Source organism: Paenibacillus sp. B01 (assembly GCF_009649995.1).
Taxonomy (GTDB): domain Bacteria; phylum Bacillota; class Bacilli; order Paenibacillales; family Paenibacillaceae; genus Paenibacillus_O; species Paenibacillus_O pasadenensis.
This window is the reverse complement of the sequence record NZ_CP045802.1, coordinates 3,684,129-3,700,541: the sequence shown is the minus strand read 5'-3', so window position 1 is coordinate 3,700,541 and position 16,413 is coordinate 3,684,129. Positions and strand designations below refer to the sequence as shown.

The 16,413-nt window shown below is 63.8% G+C and carries 15 protein-coding genes and 1 other RNA gene; 15 read left to right on the top strand and 1 reads right to left on the bottom strand.

Annotated features, from left to right (window positions below):
• The first annotated feature begins 7 nt into the window (after nt 1–7).
• From GE073_RS16000 to rnpB, 15 genes are all read left to right on the top strand, one after another.
• Entirely contained in the window at nt 8–376 is a 369-nt protein-coding gene (locus GE073_RS16000; protein ID WP_153783844.1) for a diacylglycerol kinase family protein, read from the top strand.
• A gap of 45 nt (nt 377–421) precedes the next feature.
• Complete coding sequence (gene cdd / locus GE073_RS15995) at nt 422–874, top strand: cytidine deaminase (RefSeq protein ID WP_153783843.1); 453 nt, start codon at nt 422–424, stop codon at nt 872–874.
• Entirely contained in the window at nt 874–1,800 is a 927-nt protein-coding gene (era, locus tag GE073_RS15990) for a GTPase Era (protein WP_101809374.1), read from the top strand. Before cdd ends, era begins: the two co-directional genes overlap by 1 nt.
• 110 nt (nt 1,801–1,910) lie before the next feature.
• A complete protein-coding gene (locus tag GE073_RS15985; protein WP_084136456.1) occupies nt 1,911–2,084 on the top strand; it encodes a YqzL family protein in 174 nt (57 codons plus the stop codon).
• Nucleotides 2,085–2,228: 144 nt separating this feature from the next.
• Nucleotides 2,229–3,062 (top strand): DNA repair protein RecO, encoded by an 834-nt coding sequence (recO, locus tag GE073_RS15980; protein WP_101809372.1) that lies wholly within the window; start codon nt 2,229–2,231, stop codon nt 3,060–3,062.
• A 348-nt stretch (nt 3,063–3,410) separates the two neighbouring features.
• Complete coding sequence (glyQ, locus tag GE073_RS15975; RefSeq protein ID WP_028597053.1) at nt 3,411–4,298, top strand: glycine--tRNA ligase subunit alpha; 888 nt, start codon at nt 3,411–3,413, stop codon at nt 4,296–4,298.
• The gene (gene glyS, locus GE073_RS15970; protein WP_153783842.1) at nt 4,291–6,378 is read left to right on the top strand and encodes a glycine--tRNA ligase subunit beta; all 2,088 of its coding nucleotides are present in this window, start codon (nt 4,291–4,293) and stop codon (nt 6,376–6,378) included. The genes glyQ and glyS overlap by 8 nt, the downstream gene beginning before the upstream one ends.
• Before the next feature lie 37 nt (nt 6,379–6,415).
• On the top strand, nt 6,416–7,231 hold the full coding sequence (locus GE073_RS15965; protein WP_153783841.1) for a pyruvate, water dikinase regulatory protein: 816 nt from the start codon (nt 6,416–6,418) through the stop codon (nt 7,229–7,231).
• 43 nt (nt 7,232–7,274) lie between these two features.
• Nucleotides 7,275–7,742, top strand: a complete 468-nt coding sequence (locus GE073_RS15960; protein WP_028597050.1) for a YaiI/YqxD family protein — start codon at nt 7,275–7,277, stop codon at nt 7,740–7,742.
• Between the two features lie 47 nt (nt 7,743–7,789).
• The gene (gene dnaG / locus GE073_RS15955; protein ID WP_153783840.1) at nt 7,790–9,658 is read left to right on the top strand and encodes a DNA primase; all 1,869 of its coding nucleotides are present in this window, start codon (nt 7,790–7,792) and stop codon (nt 9,656–9,658) included.
• A gap of 71 nt (nt 9,659–9,729) precedes the next feature.
• A complete protein-coding gene (gene rpoD / locus GE073_RS15950; protein ID WP_101809369.1) occupies nt 9,730–10,857 on the top strand; it encodes an RNA polymerase sigma factor RpoD in 1,128 nt (375 codons plus the stop codon).
• 191 nt (nt 10,858–11,048) lie between these two features.
• Nucleotides 11,049–11,903 (top strand): DUF2339 domain-containing protein, encoded by an 855-nt coding sequence (locus GE073_RS15945; RefSeq protein ID WP_153783839.1) that lies wholly within the window; start codon nt 11,049–11,051, stop codon nt 11,901–11,903.
• Nucleotide 11,904: 1 nt separating this feature from the next.
• Entirely contained in the window at nt 11,905–12,684 is a 780-nt protein-coding gene (locus GE073_RS15940; protein ID WP_153783838.1) for a tRNA (adenine(22)-N(1))-methyltransferase, read from the top strand.
• The gene (locus GE073_RS15935) at nt 12,651–13,772 is read left to right on the top strand and encodes a Nif3-like dinuclear metal center hexameric protein (protein ID WP_153783837.1); all 1,122 of its coding nucleotides are present in this window, start codon (nt 12,651–12,653) and stop codon (nt 13,770–13,772) included. Before GE073_RS15940 ends, GE073_RS15935 begins: the two co-directional genes overlap by 34 nt.
• Before the next feature lie 35 nt (nt 13,773–13,807).
• An RNA gene (gene rnpB, locus GE073_RS15930) (RNase P RNA component class A) lies at nt 13,808–14,215 on the top strand.
• 131 nt (nt 14,216–14,346) lie between these two features.
• On the opposite strand, the gene GE073_RS15925 is transcribed toward rnpB, so the two are convergent.
• The gene (locus tag GE073_RS15925) at nt 14,347–16,302 is read right to left on the bottom strand and encodes a S8 family peptidase (protein ID WP_153783836.1); all 1,956 of its coding nucleotides are present in this window, start codon (nt 16,300–16,302) and stop codon (nt 14,347–14,349) included.
• Between the last annotated feature and the right edge of the window lie 111 nt (nt 16,303–16,413).

Below are 16,413 nucleotides of genomic sequence, written 5' to 3'. Positions count from 1 at the left end.
GGCCGCCATGGCAAGGCCGTTCCGCGACAGCTTGGCGGACGCATGCGCCGGCATCGCCGCCTCGATCCGCAGCGAGCGCAACCTGCGCGTCCATCTGGCCGCCGCCACGGCCGCCATCGTCATAGCCGCCTGGCTGCGCATCGGTCCGCTGGAATGGGCGGCGATTTTGCTGGCGATCGCGCTCGTGCTGGCGGCCGAGCTGCTGAACACCGCCGTCGAACGGGCGGTGGATCTCGCAGCCGGCGGCAACATTCACCCGCTCGCCAAGGCGGCCAAGGACGCGGCTTCCGGCGCGGTGCTCGTCTGCGCCGCCGCCTCGGCCGTCATCGGGCTGCTTGTGCTGGGGCCGCCGCTATGGCGGCTTCTGGCCGTTTAGAAGTGATTGAATCCGGTCCTGAAGGACCGGCCAAGGAGAGAATACATGAGCCCGACCAACCAACCGATCGACAAGCTGCTACAGCAGCTGTCCGAACCTGCGCGCCAGGCGATGAGCCGCGCGTACGTTCCTTATTCCAAATTCCACGTAGGCGCCGCCTTGCTGGACGAGCATGGCCGCATCCACCAAGGCTGCAACGTCGAGAACGGAGCCTACAGCCCCGGCAACTGCGCGGAGCGCACGGCGCTGTTCCGGGCGATTGCCGACGGCTGCGAGCCCCGCTCGTTCCAGGCGATCCTCGTCGTCGGCGACACGCCGGGGCCGATCTCGCCCTGCGGCGTCTGCCGTCAGGTGCTGTCCGAGCTGTGCCGGCCGGACATGCCGGTCGTCATGACGAACCTCAAAGGCGACCAGGCCGTCATGACCGTCGCCGAGCTGCTTCCGGGAGCCTTTTCGCTGGAAGAGAGCCGCATGGAAGACAAGGAGGACGAGCGCTGATGGCGAACGCGGCAGGCAGCAAAAAAGGCTCCGAGGCGAAGTTCCGCTCCGGGTTCGTCGGCATCGTCGGCCGGCCGAACGTCGGCAAGTCGACGCTCATGAACCGGATGATCGGCCAAAAGATCGCCATCATGTCGGACAAGCCGCAGACGACGCGCAACAAGATCCACGGCGTGCTGACGCGCGACAATTCGCAGATCGTCTTTCTCGATACGCCGGGCATCCACAAGCCGAACTCCAAGCTCGGCGACTATATGGTCAAGGCGGCGGAAGGCGCGCTGTCCGAGGTGGAGGCGATCCTGTTCCTCGTCGACGTGGCGGAGGGCTACGGCGGCGGCGACCGCTTCATCATCGAGCGGCTCAAGTCGGTCAAGACGCCGGTATTCCTCATCCTCAACAAAATCGACAAGATCGACGACGAGAAGCTGATGAAAACGATCATCGAGTACAAGGACCGGTACGACTTCGCGGAGATCATCCCGATCTCGGCGCTGCAGGGCAGCAACGTCGAGCGGCTGCTCGACCAGATCGACCGCTACCTGCCGGAGGGACCTCAGTATTATCCCGCCGACCAGGTGACGGACCATCCGGAGCAGTTCGTCTGCGCCGAGATGATCCGCGAGAAGATCCTGCAGATGACGCGCGAGGAGATTCCGCATTCTATCGCCGTGACGATCGAGAGCATGAAGGTCCAGGAGAACGGCGTCGTCCATATCGGCGCGGTCATCTTCGTCGAGCGCGATTCGCAGAAGGGCATCATCATCGGCAAGCAAGGCGCGCTGCTCAAGGAAGTCGGCAAGCAGGCGCGGCGCGACATCGAGAAGCTGCTCGGCTCCAAGACCTTCCTCGAGCTGTGGGTCAAGGTCAAGAAGGACTGGCGCAACCAGGACCGCGTCCTGCGCGATCTCGGCTTCCGCAACGAATAGCCGGACGTTTCCCGCTTTTTGACAGCATAGCCCCCTTTCCTTTTTCGCATGCTAAGAGTGCCAGACGCGGGTAGCCGCACCACTTTGGAAAGCGAAAGGAAGATGGCGGCATGCGGGATTTTTCGTGGACGTACTTTGCGATGACCGGTGATGTTGAGTCGTTTTTGCTTTACAAGGAAGTGGATCAGGTTCGCGAGGCGGGAAGCGCCGAAGCGGCGGCCGCGGCGGAAGCCGCCGCGCAGGAGGCGGCCGATGAGGCGACATGGGGGACGTTGACGGTCTGACGTCCGTTCGTCGGCCATTCTGCAGATGCGGCTTTCCGAAGCCGTTCGGGCCCGCCCGGAGCACAGCGCTCCGGGCGGTTTTGGCATGTCATGCCTGCCCGTCGTCGCCTCCATGACGTCCGCGAGCAGGAAGGGGGAAGACGATTGATCTACCGGGTGGAAGGCATCGTCATCCGCAGCACGGATTACGGCGAAGGCAACAAGATCGTCACGCTGCTGACCGATTCGGCCGGCAAGGCGGGCATCATGGCCCGCGGCGCGAAAAAGGTGCGCAGCCGCCACTCGTCGCTCGTGCAGCCGTTCACGCACGGCGAGTTCGTCTATTTTCGCAACGCCGGACTGGGACAGCTGAACGGAGGCGAGATTCTGGAGTCGAACCATCGGCTGCGCGAGGATCTCGAGCTGTCCGCCTATGCGGCCTATGCGGCCGAGCTATGCGATCGGGCGTTCCAGGACGACGAAGCGGGCGCTTATCTGTACCATCAGCTCAAGGCGTGCTACGACGCGCTGCGGGAAGGGAAGGACCCGAGCGTCGTCATCCATCTGTTCGAGATGAAAATTCTCGAAGCGGCCGGTTATGCCCCGCAGCTGGACGTCTGCGTCGGCTGCGGCTCGGACCGCGGGCCGTTCCGGCTGAGCGCGGCGGGCGGCGGACTGCTCTGTCCCCGCTGCCGCCATCGCGACTCGCAGGCGTTTCCGCTGGAAGAGGGGGCGCTGAAGCTGCTGCGGCTGTTCGGAGCGATCGACCTGCGGCGTCTCGGCTCCATCCAGGTGCGCCCGGAGACGCGGCAGCAGCTGAAGGCGGCGCTGCGCTCGCTCATGGATGCCCATCTCGATCTGCGGCTCAAGACGCGCGGCTTCCTCGACCAGCTGGAGCGGATGAACGAGCCGATGCCGGCATCGGCCGCCGAAGCGGCCGAGCGCCGGCGGCTACGGGCTCAGGAGCGGGCAGCGCAGGAGGATGCTCCGGAAGCTTGACAGAGACTGGGCGAACGGTTACAATGGGAAAATATGCTCGAACGAACGATGATGGAGAAGGTAGTCTGCTGATCTTCCGAATTCCAAAGCGGGAACAGCGAGCCGGGGGCGGTGGGAGCCCGGCCGGAAGCGCAGGCGAGGGCACTCCGGAGTGCGTGAAGTGAGGAAAGCGGGCTTCGAAGCGCGCCGCCGAGGCGGACGGAGAAGCCAAGTAGGGTGGAACCGCGGGAGATGCAAGCTCTCGTCCCTACGTCTGTATCGCAGACGTAGGAGGCGGGAGTTTTTTTGGCGTCTTCCGGACGGCTGCTGATTTTTCCAAGATTCCATTGAAGGAGAGTGGCCACAAGCATGAATTTCCAAGGCATGATTCTGACGCTGCAGCAGTTCTGGGCCGAGCAGAACTGCATCCTCGTGCAGCCCTACGACACGGAGAAGGGCGCGGGCACGATGAACCCGATGACGTTCCTCCGCTCCATCGGACCGGAGCCGTGGAACGTCGCCTATGTGGAGCCTTCCCGCCGCCCGGCGGATGGCCGCTACGGGGAGAACCCGAACCGTCTGTACCAGCATCATCAGTTCCAGGTCATCCTCAAGCCGTCGCCGGACAACATCCAGGAGCTCTATCTCGAGAGCCTGAAGCGCCTCGGCATCGACCCGCTGCATCATGACATCCGCTTCGTCGAGGACAACTGGGAGTCGCCGACGCTCGGCGCCTGGGGACTCGGCTGGGAAGTATGGCTGGACGGCATGGAGATCACGCAGTTCACGTATTTCCAGCAGGTGGGCGGCATCGACGCGAGTCCGGTCGCGGTCGAGATCACCTATGGCATGGAGCGGCTCGCTTCCTACATTCAGGACAAGGAGAACGTGTTCGACCTCGAGTGGGTCGAAGGGGTCACCTACGGCGACGTGTTCCTGCAGCCGGAGTACGAGCATTCCAAGTACACGTTCGAGATCAGCGATTCGGACATGCTGTTCAAGCTGTTCTCGATGTACGAGGAGGAGGCGCGCCGCGCGATGGAGCAGAACCTCGTCTTCCCGGCGTACGATTATGTGCTCAAGTGCTCCCATGCGTTCAACCTGCTGGACGCCCGCGGCTCGATCAGCGTGACGGAGCGGACCGGCTACATCCAGCGCGTGCGCAATCTCGCCCGCTCTTGCGCGGCGACGTATCTGGAGGAGAGGGAGCGGCTCGGATTCCCGCTGCTCAAGAAAGGAGTGGACGCGAATGGCTAAGGACCTGCTGTTCGAGATCGGCCTCGAGGAAGTGCCGGCCCGCTTCGTGCGCGCCGCGGTCAATCAGCTTCGCGAGCGCGTCGAGAAGTGGCTCGCCGACTCCCGCATCGGCCATGGCGGTGTGACCGCCTATGCGACTCCGCGGCGGCTGGCGGTGCTGGCGCGCGCGGTGGAGGAGAAGCAGTCGGATGTGAGCGAGGAGGTCAAAGGGCCGTCCCGCAAGATCGCCCAGGACGCCGAAGGCGGCTGGAGCAAGGCGGCGCTCGGCTTCGCCCGCAGCCAGGGCGTAGAGCCGGAGCAGCTGTTCTTCAAGGAGCTGGCCGGCGTCGAGTACGTCTATGCGGTCAAGTCGAGCCTCGGCGTGGACACGGCTTCCGTGCTGTCGGACGGGCTTGACGGAATCGTGCATGCGATGACCTTCCCGAAAAACATGCGCTGGGGCTCGTACGAGCTGAAGTTCGTCCGTCCGATCAAATGGCTGCTCGCGCTGTACGGCACGGACGTCGTGCCGCTGGAGATCGCCGGCGTGAGAAGCGGAAACGTCTCCCGCGGCCATCGCTTCCTCGGCGAGGAGACGGCCGTGGCCGAGCCGGCCGCCTACGTGGAGGCGCTGCGCAGCCAGCATGTCATCGTCGACATCGCGGAGCGCGAGCGGCTGATCGTGGAAGGCATCGAGGCGCTGGCCGCCGAAAAAGGCTGGACGATCTCGATCAAGGACGACCTGCTCGAGGAGGTGCTGTTCCTCGTCGAGACGCCGACCGTGCTGTTCGGCTCGTTCGATCCGGCCTTCCTCGACATCCCGCAGGAGGTGCTGATCACCTCGATGCGCGAGCATCAGCGCTACTTCCCGGTGCTGGACAGCGCCGGCAAGCTGCTGCCGTTCTTCGTGACGGTGCGCAACGGCGACGCCGTGTCGCTTGAGAATGTCGCCAAGGGCAACGAGAAGGTGCTTCGGGCCCGGTTGTCGGATGCGAAATTCTTCTATGCCGAGGACCAGAAGCTCCATATCGCCGACGCGCTCCGCAAGCTGGAGACGATCGTCTATCACGAGGAGCTCGGCACGGTAGCCGACAAGGTCGGCCGCATCGTCGCCTTGACGGGCCGCATCGCCGCCGCCGCAAGCGCCGAGCCGCATGCCGCCGCGGCTGCCGCGCGCGCCGCGGAGATCTGCAAGTTCGACCTCGTGACCCAGATGGTCTACGAATTCCCGGAGCTGCAAGGCATCATGGGCGAGGACTACGCCCGCAAGGCCGGCGAGGACGAGGCCGTCGCCAAGGCGATCAACGAGCACTATCAGCCGCGCTTCTCCGGAGACACGGCTCCCGCCTCGCTGCCCGGCGCGCTCGTGAGCCTCGCCGACAAGCTCGACACGATCGTCGGCTGCTTCTCGATCGGCATCGTTCCGACCGGCTCGCAGGATCCGTACGCGCTGCGCCGCCAGGCGGCGGGCATCGTGCAGACGCTGATGGCGCATGAGCTGCCGGTTCGTCTCGGAGAGCTGTTCGACCTGGCGCTGGACATCCATGAGCAGCGCGGCCTGAAACGAAGCCGCAGCGACATTCGTAAAGAGCTGTACGATTTCTTCGCGCTGCGCTTGAAAAACGTGCTGACCGAGCAAGGCAATCGCTACGACGTGATCGAAGCGGCGCTCGCCGCCGGCTTCGACGATCTGACGCTGACCGTGAAGCGGGCGGCGATCCTGCTGGCGCGGGCCGCGGGACCGGAGCAAGGCGAGTTCAAGACGGTCGTCGACGCGCTCACGCGCAGCGCCAACCTCGCGGCCAAGGCCGAATCGGATGCCGCCGTCGACGCCTCCCGGCTCGAAGCGGGAGCGGAGCGCGGCCTGCATGAAGCCTACGAGCATGTGTCCGGCCCGTACCGCAAAGCCTTGGAAGCCGGAGACGCCGCGACGGCGCTCGGCCTGCTGACGGAGCTGCGCGAGCCGATCACCGCCTTCTTCGACTCCGTCATGGTCATGGCGGAGGACGAAGCCGTCCGCCGCAACCGGCTGGCGCTGCTGTCGGCCATCTCCCGAGACGCCGCGCGGTACGCGGACTTCTCGAAGCTTGTCTGGGCTTGATCCGGGGGTCCCATCTGATCCAAAGGAGAGTGGCGACGTGAGCGTATACGAGCGGGATGTCATTGTCTATGTCGTATCCGACTCGGCGGGAGATACGGGCGATCTGGTCGTGCGCGCCGCCGCGGCGCAGTTCCACCCGATCGTGCCGCAGATCCGCCGGGCGCCCTTCATCGCCGACGAGACGGCGCTAGCCAAGGTGGTGGAGCTCGCGCGCGGCAACGGCGCGATCGTCCTCTACACGCTCGTGCTGCCGCATCTGAGAGAGGCGATGGTCCGTCTGGCGGACGGGAGCGGGGTCGAGGCGATCGATCTGCTCGGTCCGCTGATCCATAGCCTCGAACGCAAGACGGGCATGCCGTCCCGGCAGGAGCCGGGGCTGAATCATGTGCTCGACGAGGATTACTTCCGCAAGGTGGAAGCGGTCGAGTTCGCGGTCAAATACGACGATGCGAGAGATACGACCGGCATCAAAAAAGCGGACATCGTGCTTGTCGGCGTGTCGCGCACGTCGAAGACGCCGCTGTCGATGTATCTCGCCCACAAGAAGTACAAGGTGGCCAACGTTCCGCTCGTGCCGGAGCTGAAGCCTCCGGACGAGCTGTTCACGATACCGAAGGAGCGCGTCATCGGCCTGACGATCGGCGTGCATTACCTCAATGTCATCCGCAAGGAGCGGCTGAAGGCGCTCGGCCTTCCGGACAGCGCTTCTTACGCCACTTCCGAGCGGATCGAGCGCGAGCTGGCCTACGCCAAAGGAATCACCGACCGGATCGGCTGCTTCACGATGGACGTGTCGCATCGGGCGGTCGAGGAGACGGCCAGCATCATCATGGAGCGGATCCGCAGCAGCTGACGGATCGCCCGGGGCCGGCCGCGGCCGAAAGGCGGGGAAGCGCATGGAGGAAAAGGCAAGCACCCGCATCGTCGTCGATGCGGACGCCTGCCCGGTCAAGCGGGAGATCATGGACATCGCCTATCCGCTCGGCGTGCCGGTGCTGATGGTCTCGTCCTACGACCACCGGCTGGAGCCGGAGCCGGGGCTCGAGATCGCCCATGTCGACCGGAGCAGCCAGGCGGCGGATCTGTATATTTTGAACCGCGTCCGGCGCGGCGACATTGTCGTCACCGGGGACTACGGCCTGGCGGCGATCGCGCTTGCCAAAGGGGCGGAGGTGATCGGCTTCCGCGGCCATCGCTACCGGAACGAGACGATCGACTCGATGATGGCGAGGCGCCATGAGCAGAGCGTCATCCGGCGAAGCGGAGGCCGGACCAAAGGGCCGAAGGCAATGACCGCGGAGGACCGGGCGGCTTTTCAACAAAAGCTGACAAAACTTTTGCAGGGCAGGCAGGAAAAAGAATAGGACCAGCGAATAGTATTACGTGTTATTCGGACGAAGGTGATGAACGAGTGGCATACGGCAAGATACCGGAAAGCGTCATCGAAGAGGTGCGCCGGAATCATGAAATTGTGGACACCGTCGGGAAGTACGTTCATCTGACCAAAAACGGCAAATATATGAAGGGGCTTTGTCCGTTCCATTCGGAGCGGACGCCTTCCTTCACGGTCACTCCCGAGCTGCAGATCTTTCATTGCTACGGCTGCGGCAAGGGAGGCAATGTCATTCGGTTCATCGAAGAGATCGAGGGCTACTCCTTCCCGGAAGCCGTCCGCCATCTGGCGGAAGAGGCAGGGATGCCCATTACATGGGATGCGCCCGGCGAGGGCTCTTCGCCGCGTGACCCCGAGCTCGACAAGTCCTATGAGGCGCATGAGCTCGCGGCCAAGTTCTACCATTATCTGCTCAACAATTCCGCTCAGGGCCAGGAGGCGAGAGCCTATCTGCTCGGACGGGGGATGAGCGGCAAGCTGATCGACGAGTTCTCCATCGGCTTCGCGCCGGAGGGATGGGACACGCTGTCCAGATTTCTGCAATCGAGGGGCTACGAGCCCGAGCTGCTGGAAAAAGCGGGCCTCCTTTCGGCGAAAAACGATGGAAGCGGTTATGTAGACCGATTCCGTGCGCGCATCATGTTTCCGATCCGTGCGCGGGACGGCAAAGTATGCGGCTTCGCAGGCCGCGTCATGGACGACTCCAAGCCGAAATACCTGAATACCCCCGAAACCCGCCTGTTCGCCAAGAGCAAGCTGCTCTATCAGCTGCATGCGGCGCGGTCCGTCTTCCGCAAGAAGAGGTCCGCCGTGCTGTTCGAGGGATATATGGACGTCATCAAGGCCTGGTCCGCCGGCGTCAAGAACGGCGTGGCGGCGATGGGCACCGCGCTGACGGACGATCATGCGGCCCAGCTCGCGCGCGAGGTGGACGAGGTGATCCTCTGCTACGACGGCGACGATGCCGGCCAGGCGGCGGCGATGAAGTCGATTCCGATCCTGGAGAAGGCCGGCGTCCGGCCGCTCGTCGCCGTGCTGCCCAAAGGCATGGATCCGGACGAGCATATTACCCGGTTCGGCGCCGAGACGTTCATGAGGGAAGTCATCGAGCATCCCGTCTCCGTCACCAAATTTAAGCTCTTATATTCGCGCCGGAATCATACACTCATAGGAGAAGAGGGCCGCAAGAACTATGTCATGGAAGCTGTCGGCATAGTGGCGGAGCTTGATTCCCGTACGGAGCAGGAAGTTTACCTGAAAGAGCTTTCCCGCGAGTTCGAGCTGTCTCTGGAGTCGCTCAAGCAGGACTGCCACCAGATCTGGAGCGAGCGGCAGAAAACGAGGCCGGACAGGGATAAGAACGATCAATCGTGGAATAATGGTAGGAATGAAACAAGGCGTGCGCCCTCGGCCGCGAGGACGGACACCACGCCTTTATTCAAACGAGCGGAACGACATCTGCTGGCTTGCATGATGCATGACAAGGAAGTGGCATCGACGGTCTACGAACAGCTCGGCGATTCGTTCATCCTTGAGGATCATGTCGCGTTGGCTGCTTATCTGTATGCCTATTACGCCGGAGGCAACGAGCCGGATGCGAGCCGATTTATCAGCTCGATTCAGGACCATCGTCTCGAGCAGCTCGCTTCTTCCATCCTCATTCATGAGGACAGCTCCTCCCTTCATTTCGAGCTTGTGCCTTCAAACATTCTCGACATCAAGAAAGAATCGGAAAGAATGGTCTTGAAGCAGAAGATCCAGGTTTTGAAGGAAGAGGCGACGCGGGCGGAAAAGGCGGGGGATGTATTGAAGGCGGCTCAGATCCATCTTGATATCATTCCTCTTGAGAGAGCGATCGACGTTTTGAAGAGCAAGGATCCAAAGTGAGATTATCGCCCTAGAAAGACAGCAGAAGGAATCGGCAGGATGACCTTTCTAGGGAGGAGGGAGTCGGGAATATGGCGAATGACCAACATACGGAGCTGGACAACGAGCAAAAAATGGAGCTGGTCAAGGATCAGCTCATCGAACAGGGGAAAAAGCGGTCTTCCCTTTCTTATAAAGAGATCATGGATAAGCTCGCTCCTTTCGATCAGGAGCCGGAGCAGATTGACGAGTTTTTCGAGCAGCTCGACGATCTCGGCATCGAAGTGACGAACGAGCGGGACGATCGGCCGTCTCCGCTCGGAGGCGAGGATCAGGAGCGCGAGAGCGACGAGTTCAACTTCGACGACGACCTGAGCCTGCCGCCCGGCATCAAGATCAACGACCCGGTCCGCATGTACCTCAAGGAGATCGGCCGCGTGCCGCTGCTGCTCGCCGATGACGAGATCGAGCTGGCCAAGCGCATCGAGCAAGGCGACGAGGAAGCGAAGCGCCGGCTGGCGGAAGCGAACCTCCGCCTCGTCGTCAGCATCGCCAAGCGCTATGTCGGCCGCGGCATGCTGTTCCTGGACCTGATCCAGGAGGGCAACATGGGCCTGATCAAGGCCGTCGAGAAGTTCGACCACCAAAAGGGCTTCAAGTTCAGCACCTACGCGACGTGGTGGATCCGTCAGGCGATCACGCGCGCCATCGCCGACCAGGCCCGCACGATCCGGATCCCGGTGCATATGGTCGAGACGATCAACAAGCTGATCCGCGTCTCGCGCCAGCTGCTGCAGGAGCTCGGACGCGAGCCCACGCCGGAGGAGATCGCGGCCGAGATGGATCTGAGCACCGACAAGGTGCGGGAGATCATGAAGATCGCTCAGGAGCCGGTATCGCTCGAGACGCCGATCGGCGAGGAGGACGATTCGCATCTGGGAGATTTCATCGAGGATCAGGAGGCGCTCGCTCCGGCGGATGCCGCGGCGTACGAGCTGCTCAAGGAACAGCTGGAGGACGTGCTCGATACGCTGACCGAGCGCGAGGAGAACGTGCTGCGCCTGCGCTTCGGCCTGGATGACGGCCGTACGAGGACGCTGGAGGAGGTCGGCAAGGTATTTGGCGTGACGCGCGAGCGGATCCGCCAGATCGAAGCCAAGGCGCTCCGCAAGCTCCGCCATCCGAGCCGAAGCAAGCGGCTCAAGGATTTCTTGGAATAGGTCGAAGGCCGGCCCGGCTCTCCGCATTCGCGGGGAGTCTTTTTTTGGCTTGGGGAGCGGATAGGTCCAACGTCCCGGAGACGGATGGCCCTTCAGCCGCTTGGCCGAGATGACGATGTAAGGAAGGGAGCCGACCGGCTCCGATTCCATAGGCCGCTCGTCTGCGAGCGGCTGCAAGGAGAGCCGTCATCATGGATATGGACAAGCGAAACCTTATGGTGCAGGAGATTCGCGGGTGGAAAAAAAGCAAGCTGCTGCCGGATCACTATTGCGACTTCCTGCTCAATCTGTATGCCGAGCCGGCGTCCGCCGACGAGGATCCGCCCCGAGAGGCACCCTCCAAAGAAAGGCTGCGGACGAAAAAAGCGGTAAGGGCGGCGGCGGGCGCATCCGGCTGGAAATGGCTCTTATTTCTTGCCATCTTCTCCCTTTTCTTCTTGATTGTTCTTCATTTTAGCTCTTTTCATCCGGCTTTGCAAATCGCGATCGCGCTGCTTGTCTCGGGCGGCTCCTTGACCGCGGGAGCGGTCATCCGGCCCCGCAGCGAGACGGCGGGCATGGCCTGGACCGGCGCAGGCATGCTGCTGCTTGCCGGCTTCGCGCTCTACCTGATGGGGCTGCACGGCCTGCTCGGCTGGCAGTGGAACGCCGCGATCTGGAGCGGATGCGCCGTTTTTTGGATCGGATACGGCATCTGGCAGCGCATACCGCTGCTCCATTTTTGCGGCTGGGCCTGCCTGGCGCTCGTGTATGCGATTTTGCTGCAGCAGCTTGCCGGCGGCGCCGCCCTCGGAGAGAAGCAGCTGTACTGGCTGCCGCTCGCGGTGCTGTTCGGCTGGTCCGGCTGGTTCGTGCGCCGCTGGTCCAAGCCTTCCTGCGCCGTCCTGCTGGGCGTCGCCTCGTTGATGGCGTTCATGCCGGAAGCGACGCTGCTCGTCGAGCAAGGTCGGGGCGTTTGGCTCCAGAGCGTATTTGTTGGTAAACTGGTGCTAGGCGGAGGAGCGCTGTTCCTCCTGCGAAACTATTGGATAGAGTGGGTTGCTTAATATGCTGACATCAAAGCGCTTAAGCGCGATCGCGGATTACGTCCTCGAGGGCTCGCGCCTCGCGGACATCGGCTCGGATCACGCGCTGCTGCCGGTCGAGCTCGTCGGCCGCGGCACCTGTCCGTCGGCGATCGCCGGCGAGGTGAACGACGGTCCGCTGGAGGCGGCTCGCCGCGGCATCGCCGCAGCCGGCCTCGCCTCGTCCATCGAGGCGCGCAAAGGAGACGGGCTGGAGGTGCTGCAGCCCGGAGAGGCCGACACGGTGACGATTGCCGGCATGGGCGGCGCGCTTATCGTGTCGATCCTGGAGGCGGGCCGCCTCGGCGGCAAGCTGGACGGCGTGCGCCAGCTCGTGCTGCAGCCGAACGTAGGCGAGGAGCTCGTGCGCGCCTGGCTGCTGGAGCATGGCTGGCATCTGGCCGACGAGTCGATCCTCGAGGAGGACGGCAAGATCTATGAAGTGCTCCACGCGCTGAGCTCCGCCGAGGCGCGGGAGCGGAGCGAGGAGCTGTATGGAGGCGAGCCGCTGCTGCCGGGGCTGACGTCCGAGGAGGACCGGAGGCTCAAGCTGCGGATGGGGCCTTATTTGACCCGTCGTCCGTCGGAAGCGTTCGCCCGCAAATGGAGCTCGGAGCTGCGCAAGCTGCGAGGCATCGCGCTCCAGCTGGAGCGTTCGGACACGGAGGAGGCGGCGGCCCGCAAGCGCGAGCTCGCCCAGGTGATCGATCGAATCGAGGAGGTGCTTGCATGTACGCGAACGGACATGTCGTCGCTGAGCTGATGGAGCGGCTCGCGCCGAAAAGATATGCCGTGGAGAACGATCGGATCGGCCTGCAGCTCGGCACGCTGCAGAAGCCGGTCCGCAAGGCGCTGATCGCGCTTGACGTGACGATGGAAGTAGTGGAGGAGGCGATCGCGGAGGGAGCCGAGCTGATCGTCGCCCATCACGCCATTATTTTCCGGCCGCTCGCCAAGATCGATACCGCATCGCCCGCGGGGGCGCTGTACGAGAAGCTGATCAAGCATGACATCGCGGTCTATATCTCGCATACGAATCTCGACGTCGCCGAAGGCGGCATGAACGACTGGATGGCCGATGCGGTCGGCATCGCGGCGGAGGGCCGCGTCAGCCTGGAGAAGGTGCATGAGGACCGGCTGCTCAAGCTTGCCGTCTATGTGCCGCAGACGCATGCCGATGCCGTGCGCGAGGCGATGTGGCAAGCCGGCGGCGGCGCGCTCGGCAGCTATGACCAATGCAGCTTCAATACGAGCGGCACGGGCACGTTCCGGCCTGGAGCGGGCAGCGCTCCGTTCCTCGGCACGCAAGGCCGGCTGGAAACCGTCGACGAGGTCCGCATCGAGATCGTCGTGCCTGAGAGCCTGCTGCGCAAGACGGTGAAGGCGATGCTGGCCGCCCATCCGTACGAGGAGACGGCCTACGACGTCATCCGGCTGGAGCGGGAAGGCAAGTCGCTCGGCCTCGGCCGCAGCGGGCGGCTGGAGCGGCCGCTCACGCTCGCCGAGCTGGCGGAGCGGGTCAAGGCCGCTTTCGACGTGCCTTTTGTGCGCGTGACGGGCGACCTCGGAACGGAGGTGCGCAAGGCAGCCGTGCTCGGCGGCTCGGGAGCCCGCTACTGGCGGCAGGCCCAGTTCGCCGGCGCGCAGGCGCTCATTACCGGGGACATCGACTATCATTCCGCCCACGACGCGCTCGCCGCGGGCATGCTGCTCATCGATCCGGGGCATAACGCCGAGAAGATCATGAAGGCGAAGGTGGCGCAGTGGCTGTCCGCACGGCTCTCCGAATCGCGCTATGCGACGGAGGTCGTTCCTTCGGCGATAAATACCGAGCCGTTTCGTCTTGCATGAGGACTCCGATCCGGCTATACTAGCTTAGGTATCGGAAAGTCTGACAGACAATCGCTGGCGGCCTCGGCCGCGAGAGGAAAGTCCGGGCTCCGTAGGGCAGGATGCTGGATAACGTCCAGTCGGCGCGAGCCGAAGGATAGTGCCACAGAAATGGACCGCCGATGGCCGGCGCCTCGCGCGCCGGATCAGGCAAGGGTGGAACCGTGGTGTAAGAGACCACGAGCGGCGTTGGCGACAACGCGGCTGGTAAACCCCATCTGGAGCAAGACCTAAGAGAACGCGGGAGCTTCGGCTCCAGCCCTTGCCCGGGGTGCGTTCGGGTTGGTCGCTTGAGCCTGCCAGCAATGGCCGGCCTAGATAGATGATTGTCGCTTGACCGTGGGAGGGTCGTTCCCGTTCGGACCACGAAGAGCACAGAACCCGGCTTACGGCAGACTTTCCGCAACGACCCTGCGATCAACAGCGCCCAGCGCTTTGGAGCATGTTGCCGTCCTATCGGACGGCGCTTCAAAGCGTCCTTCTCCCGCTCGGGAGAAGGACGCTTTGATTCAGGTTCGGGTTCAGGCTCTGGCGGCTAACCGCGCTCCAGCCTCCGCCGCAGCTCCTCCAGCTGCTTGCGGATCCGTTCGACGAACGAATCGGGCGCGTGCGAAGCCGCCGATTCGGTGGCAGGAGCGCCGCTCTCCGCCGGAACGAGGCCGGCCGGCTGCCGCCCGTCCGAGGCGGGGACCGTCGCCGCGGAGCCGCCTTTTCCGGCGGCGCGCAGCGCCTTGTCGATGTCGATCTGCCCGTAGCCGAAGTAAGGATCTCTTCCCTTGGCGCCGAGATCGCGTGCCGTGCTGCGCATGATGTCATAGACCTCGACGTTGGTCAGCTGCGGATTGAGCGAGCGGATGAGCGCCGCCAGCGCCGCGACATGCGGGCTGGCCATCGACGTGCCCGAGAGGGCGGCGTACTGGCTGCCCGGATAGGTGCTGGCGATGCTGTCTCCCGGCGCCGCCGCGTCGATGTAGTCGCCATAGTTGGAGAAGGACGACTTCTGCCCGCGCGAGTCGGTCGAGCCGACGGCGAACACTTCCGGATATGCGGCCGGATAGCCGGGCTGCTCGGAGTTGTCGTTGCCGCTTGCCGCGACGAGCACGACATCCTTGTCGTAGGCGTACTTGATCGCGTCGTGAAGGAACTCCGCCTGCGCATAGTTGCCGAGGCTCATGTTGATGACCTTGGCCCCGTGATCGGCCGCCCAGATGAGCCCTTGGGCGACGGAGTAGGTGGAGCCGGCTCCGCTCGAGTCGAGCACCTTGACCGGCATGATCTTGTTGTACCACGTCAGGCCGGCGACGCCTTCCCCGTTGTTGACCGCGGCGGCGATGATGCCCGCGACATGGGTGCCGTGGCCGACATCGTCGTCGGGCTGCTGGCCGGAGGTGACGACGTTGTAGCCTTCCGCCAGCTTTCCTTCAAGATCGGGATGGTCCAACTGCACGCCGGTGTCGAGCACGGCGACCTTGACGCCATCGCTGCCTTTGGACAGGTTCCAGCCGATTTCCGTCTCGATGGACGGGAGGTTCCACTGATAGTCGGAGTAGAGCCGGTCGTTCGGCACGATCGGCCTCACGTCGGCCGGCGCTTCGTTCGTCAGGTACAGGTAATGGGGCTCGACATAGATCGGATTCCACTTTTTGCGGAAATAGCCCATCATCTTCATCGCATCCATCGAGCGCGAGCGGAACACGTAGACGCCTCGCATCCGGTTTTCGGCGGAAGCGCCAATGTCGCGGCGGATCTGCTCCAGCTGCTCCGCGGACGGCTCGGCGCGGAAGCGGACGACGACTTCCTGGACATGGTAATGGCTGGCGCCTCCGTTGTCGTTGCCGGTGCGGACGGTGAACTCCCGCTTCGTGCCCGCGCGGACCGACTCGATCCGGTAATGGCCCTCCGCCGGAAAGGGAACCTGGCGCAGGTTGCGCATCTGATGCCGCTGCACGTCGCCGACGATGTCCTGCCGGATCAGGCCGACGATGCCTTCCTTGCCGCTTGGCGCGGGCACGGCGAGCAGCAGGTACCGCTTGCCGGCGGCCGTCAGCGTCTGCGACTGGTAGCGGGAGCCTTTGGCGATCGCCTCGGCAGCCGGCTTCGCATGCGCCGCGACGAACGATTCGGCGTCGGCCGGGACGTTTCCGGCTTCGGCGTCAGCTGCGCCGGGGCTTTTCCAGCTCAGATGAGCCATCTGCGGATGGTGGCGGATGAGCTTTTTCATCCGGTCGGCGCGGCTGGCGGCCGGCGCGTCCGTCAACGCGAACAGCTTGCCGATATCCCTGGAGCACTCGCTCGCGCACAGCATCGCGGTCGCTTCCATGTCGTGGCGGATGTCCGCCTCTTTGAGCCGGCTTTCCTGCTCTGCGGACAGAGCCCTCGTTTTGGCCTTCTGTTCCTGCGGATGCGCGCCGGGAATGAGCCAGGGGCTGATCGGAATCAACAGCGTCAGCAGAGCGAGCGCGGTGAACGCGCCGATCCATTTTTTTCTCATGAAGGCCTCATCCTCCCGGTCAAGTCTATAGCCGTTCCTGCTTAGAGTCCGGCAAGCGGGCGTAAATTATTCGGAGGGACGGCGCGGCTTCGCGGCCGCGGCAAGGGTCAT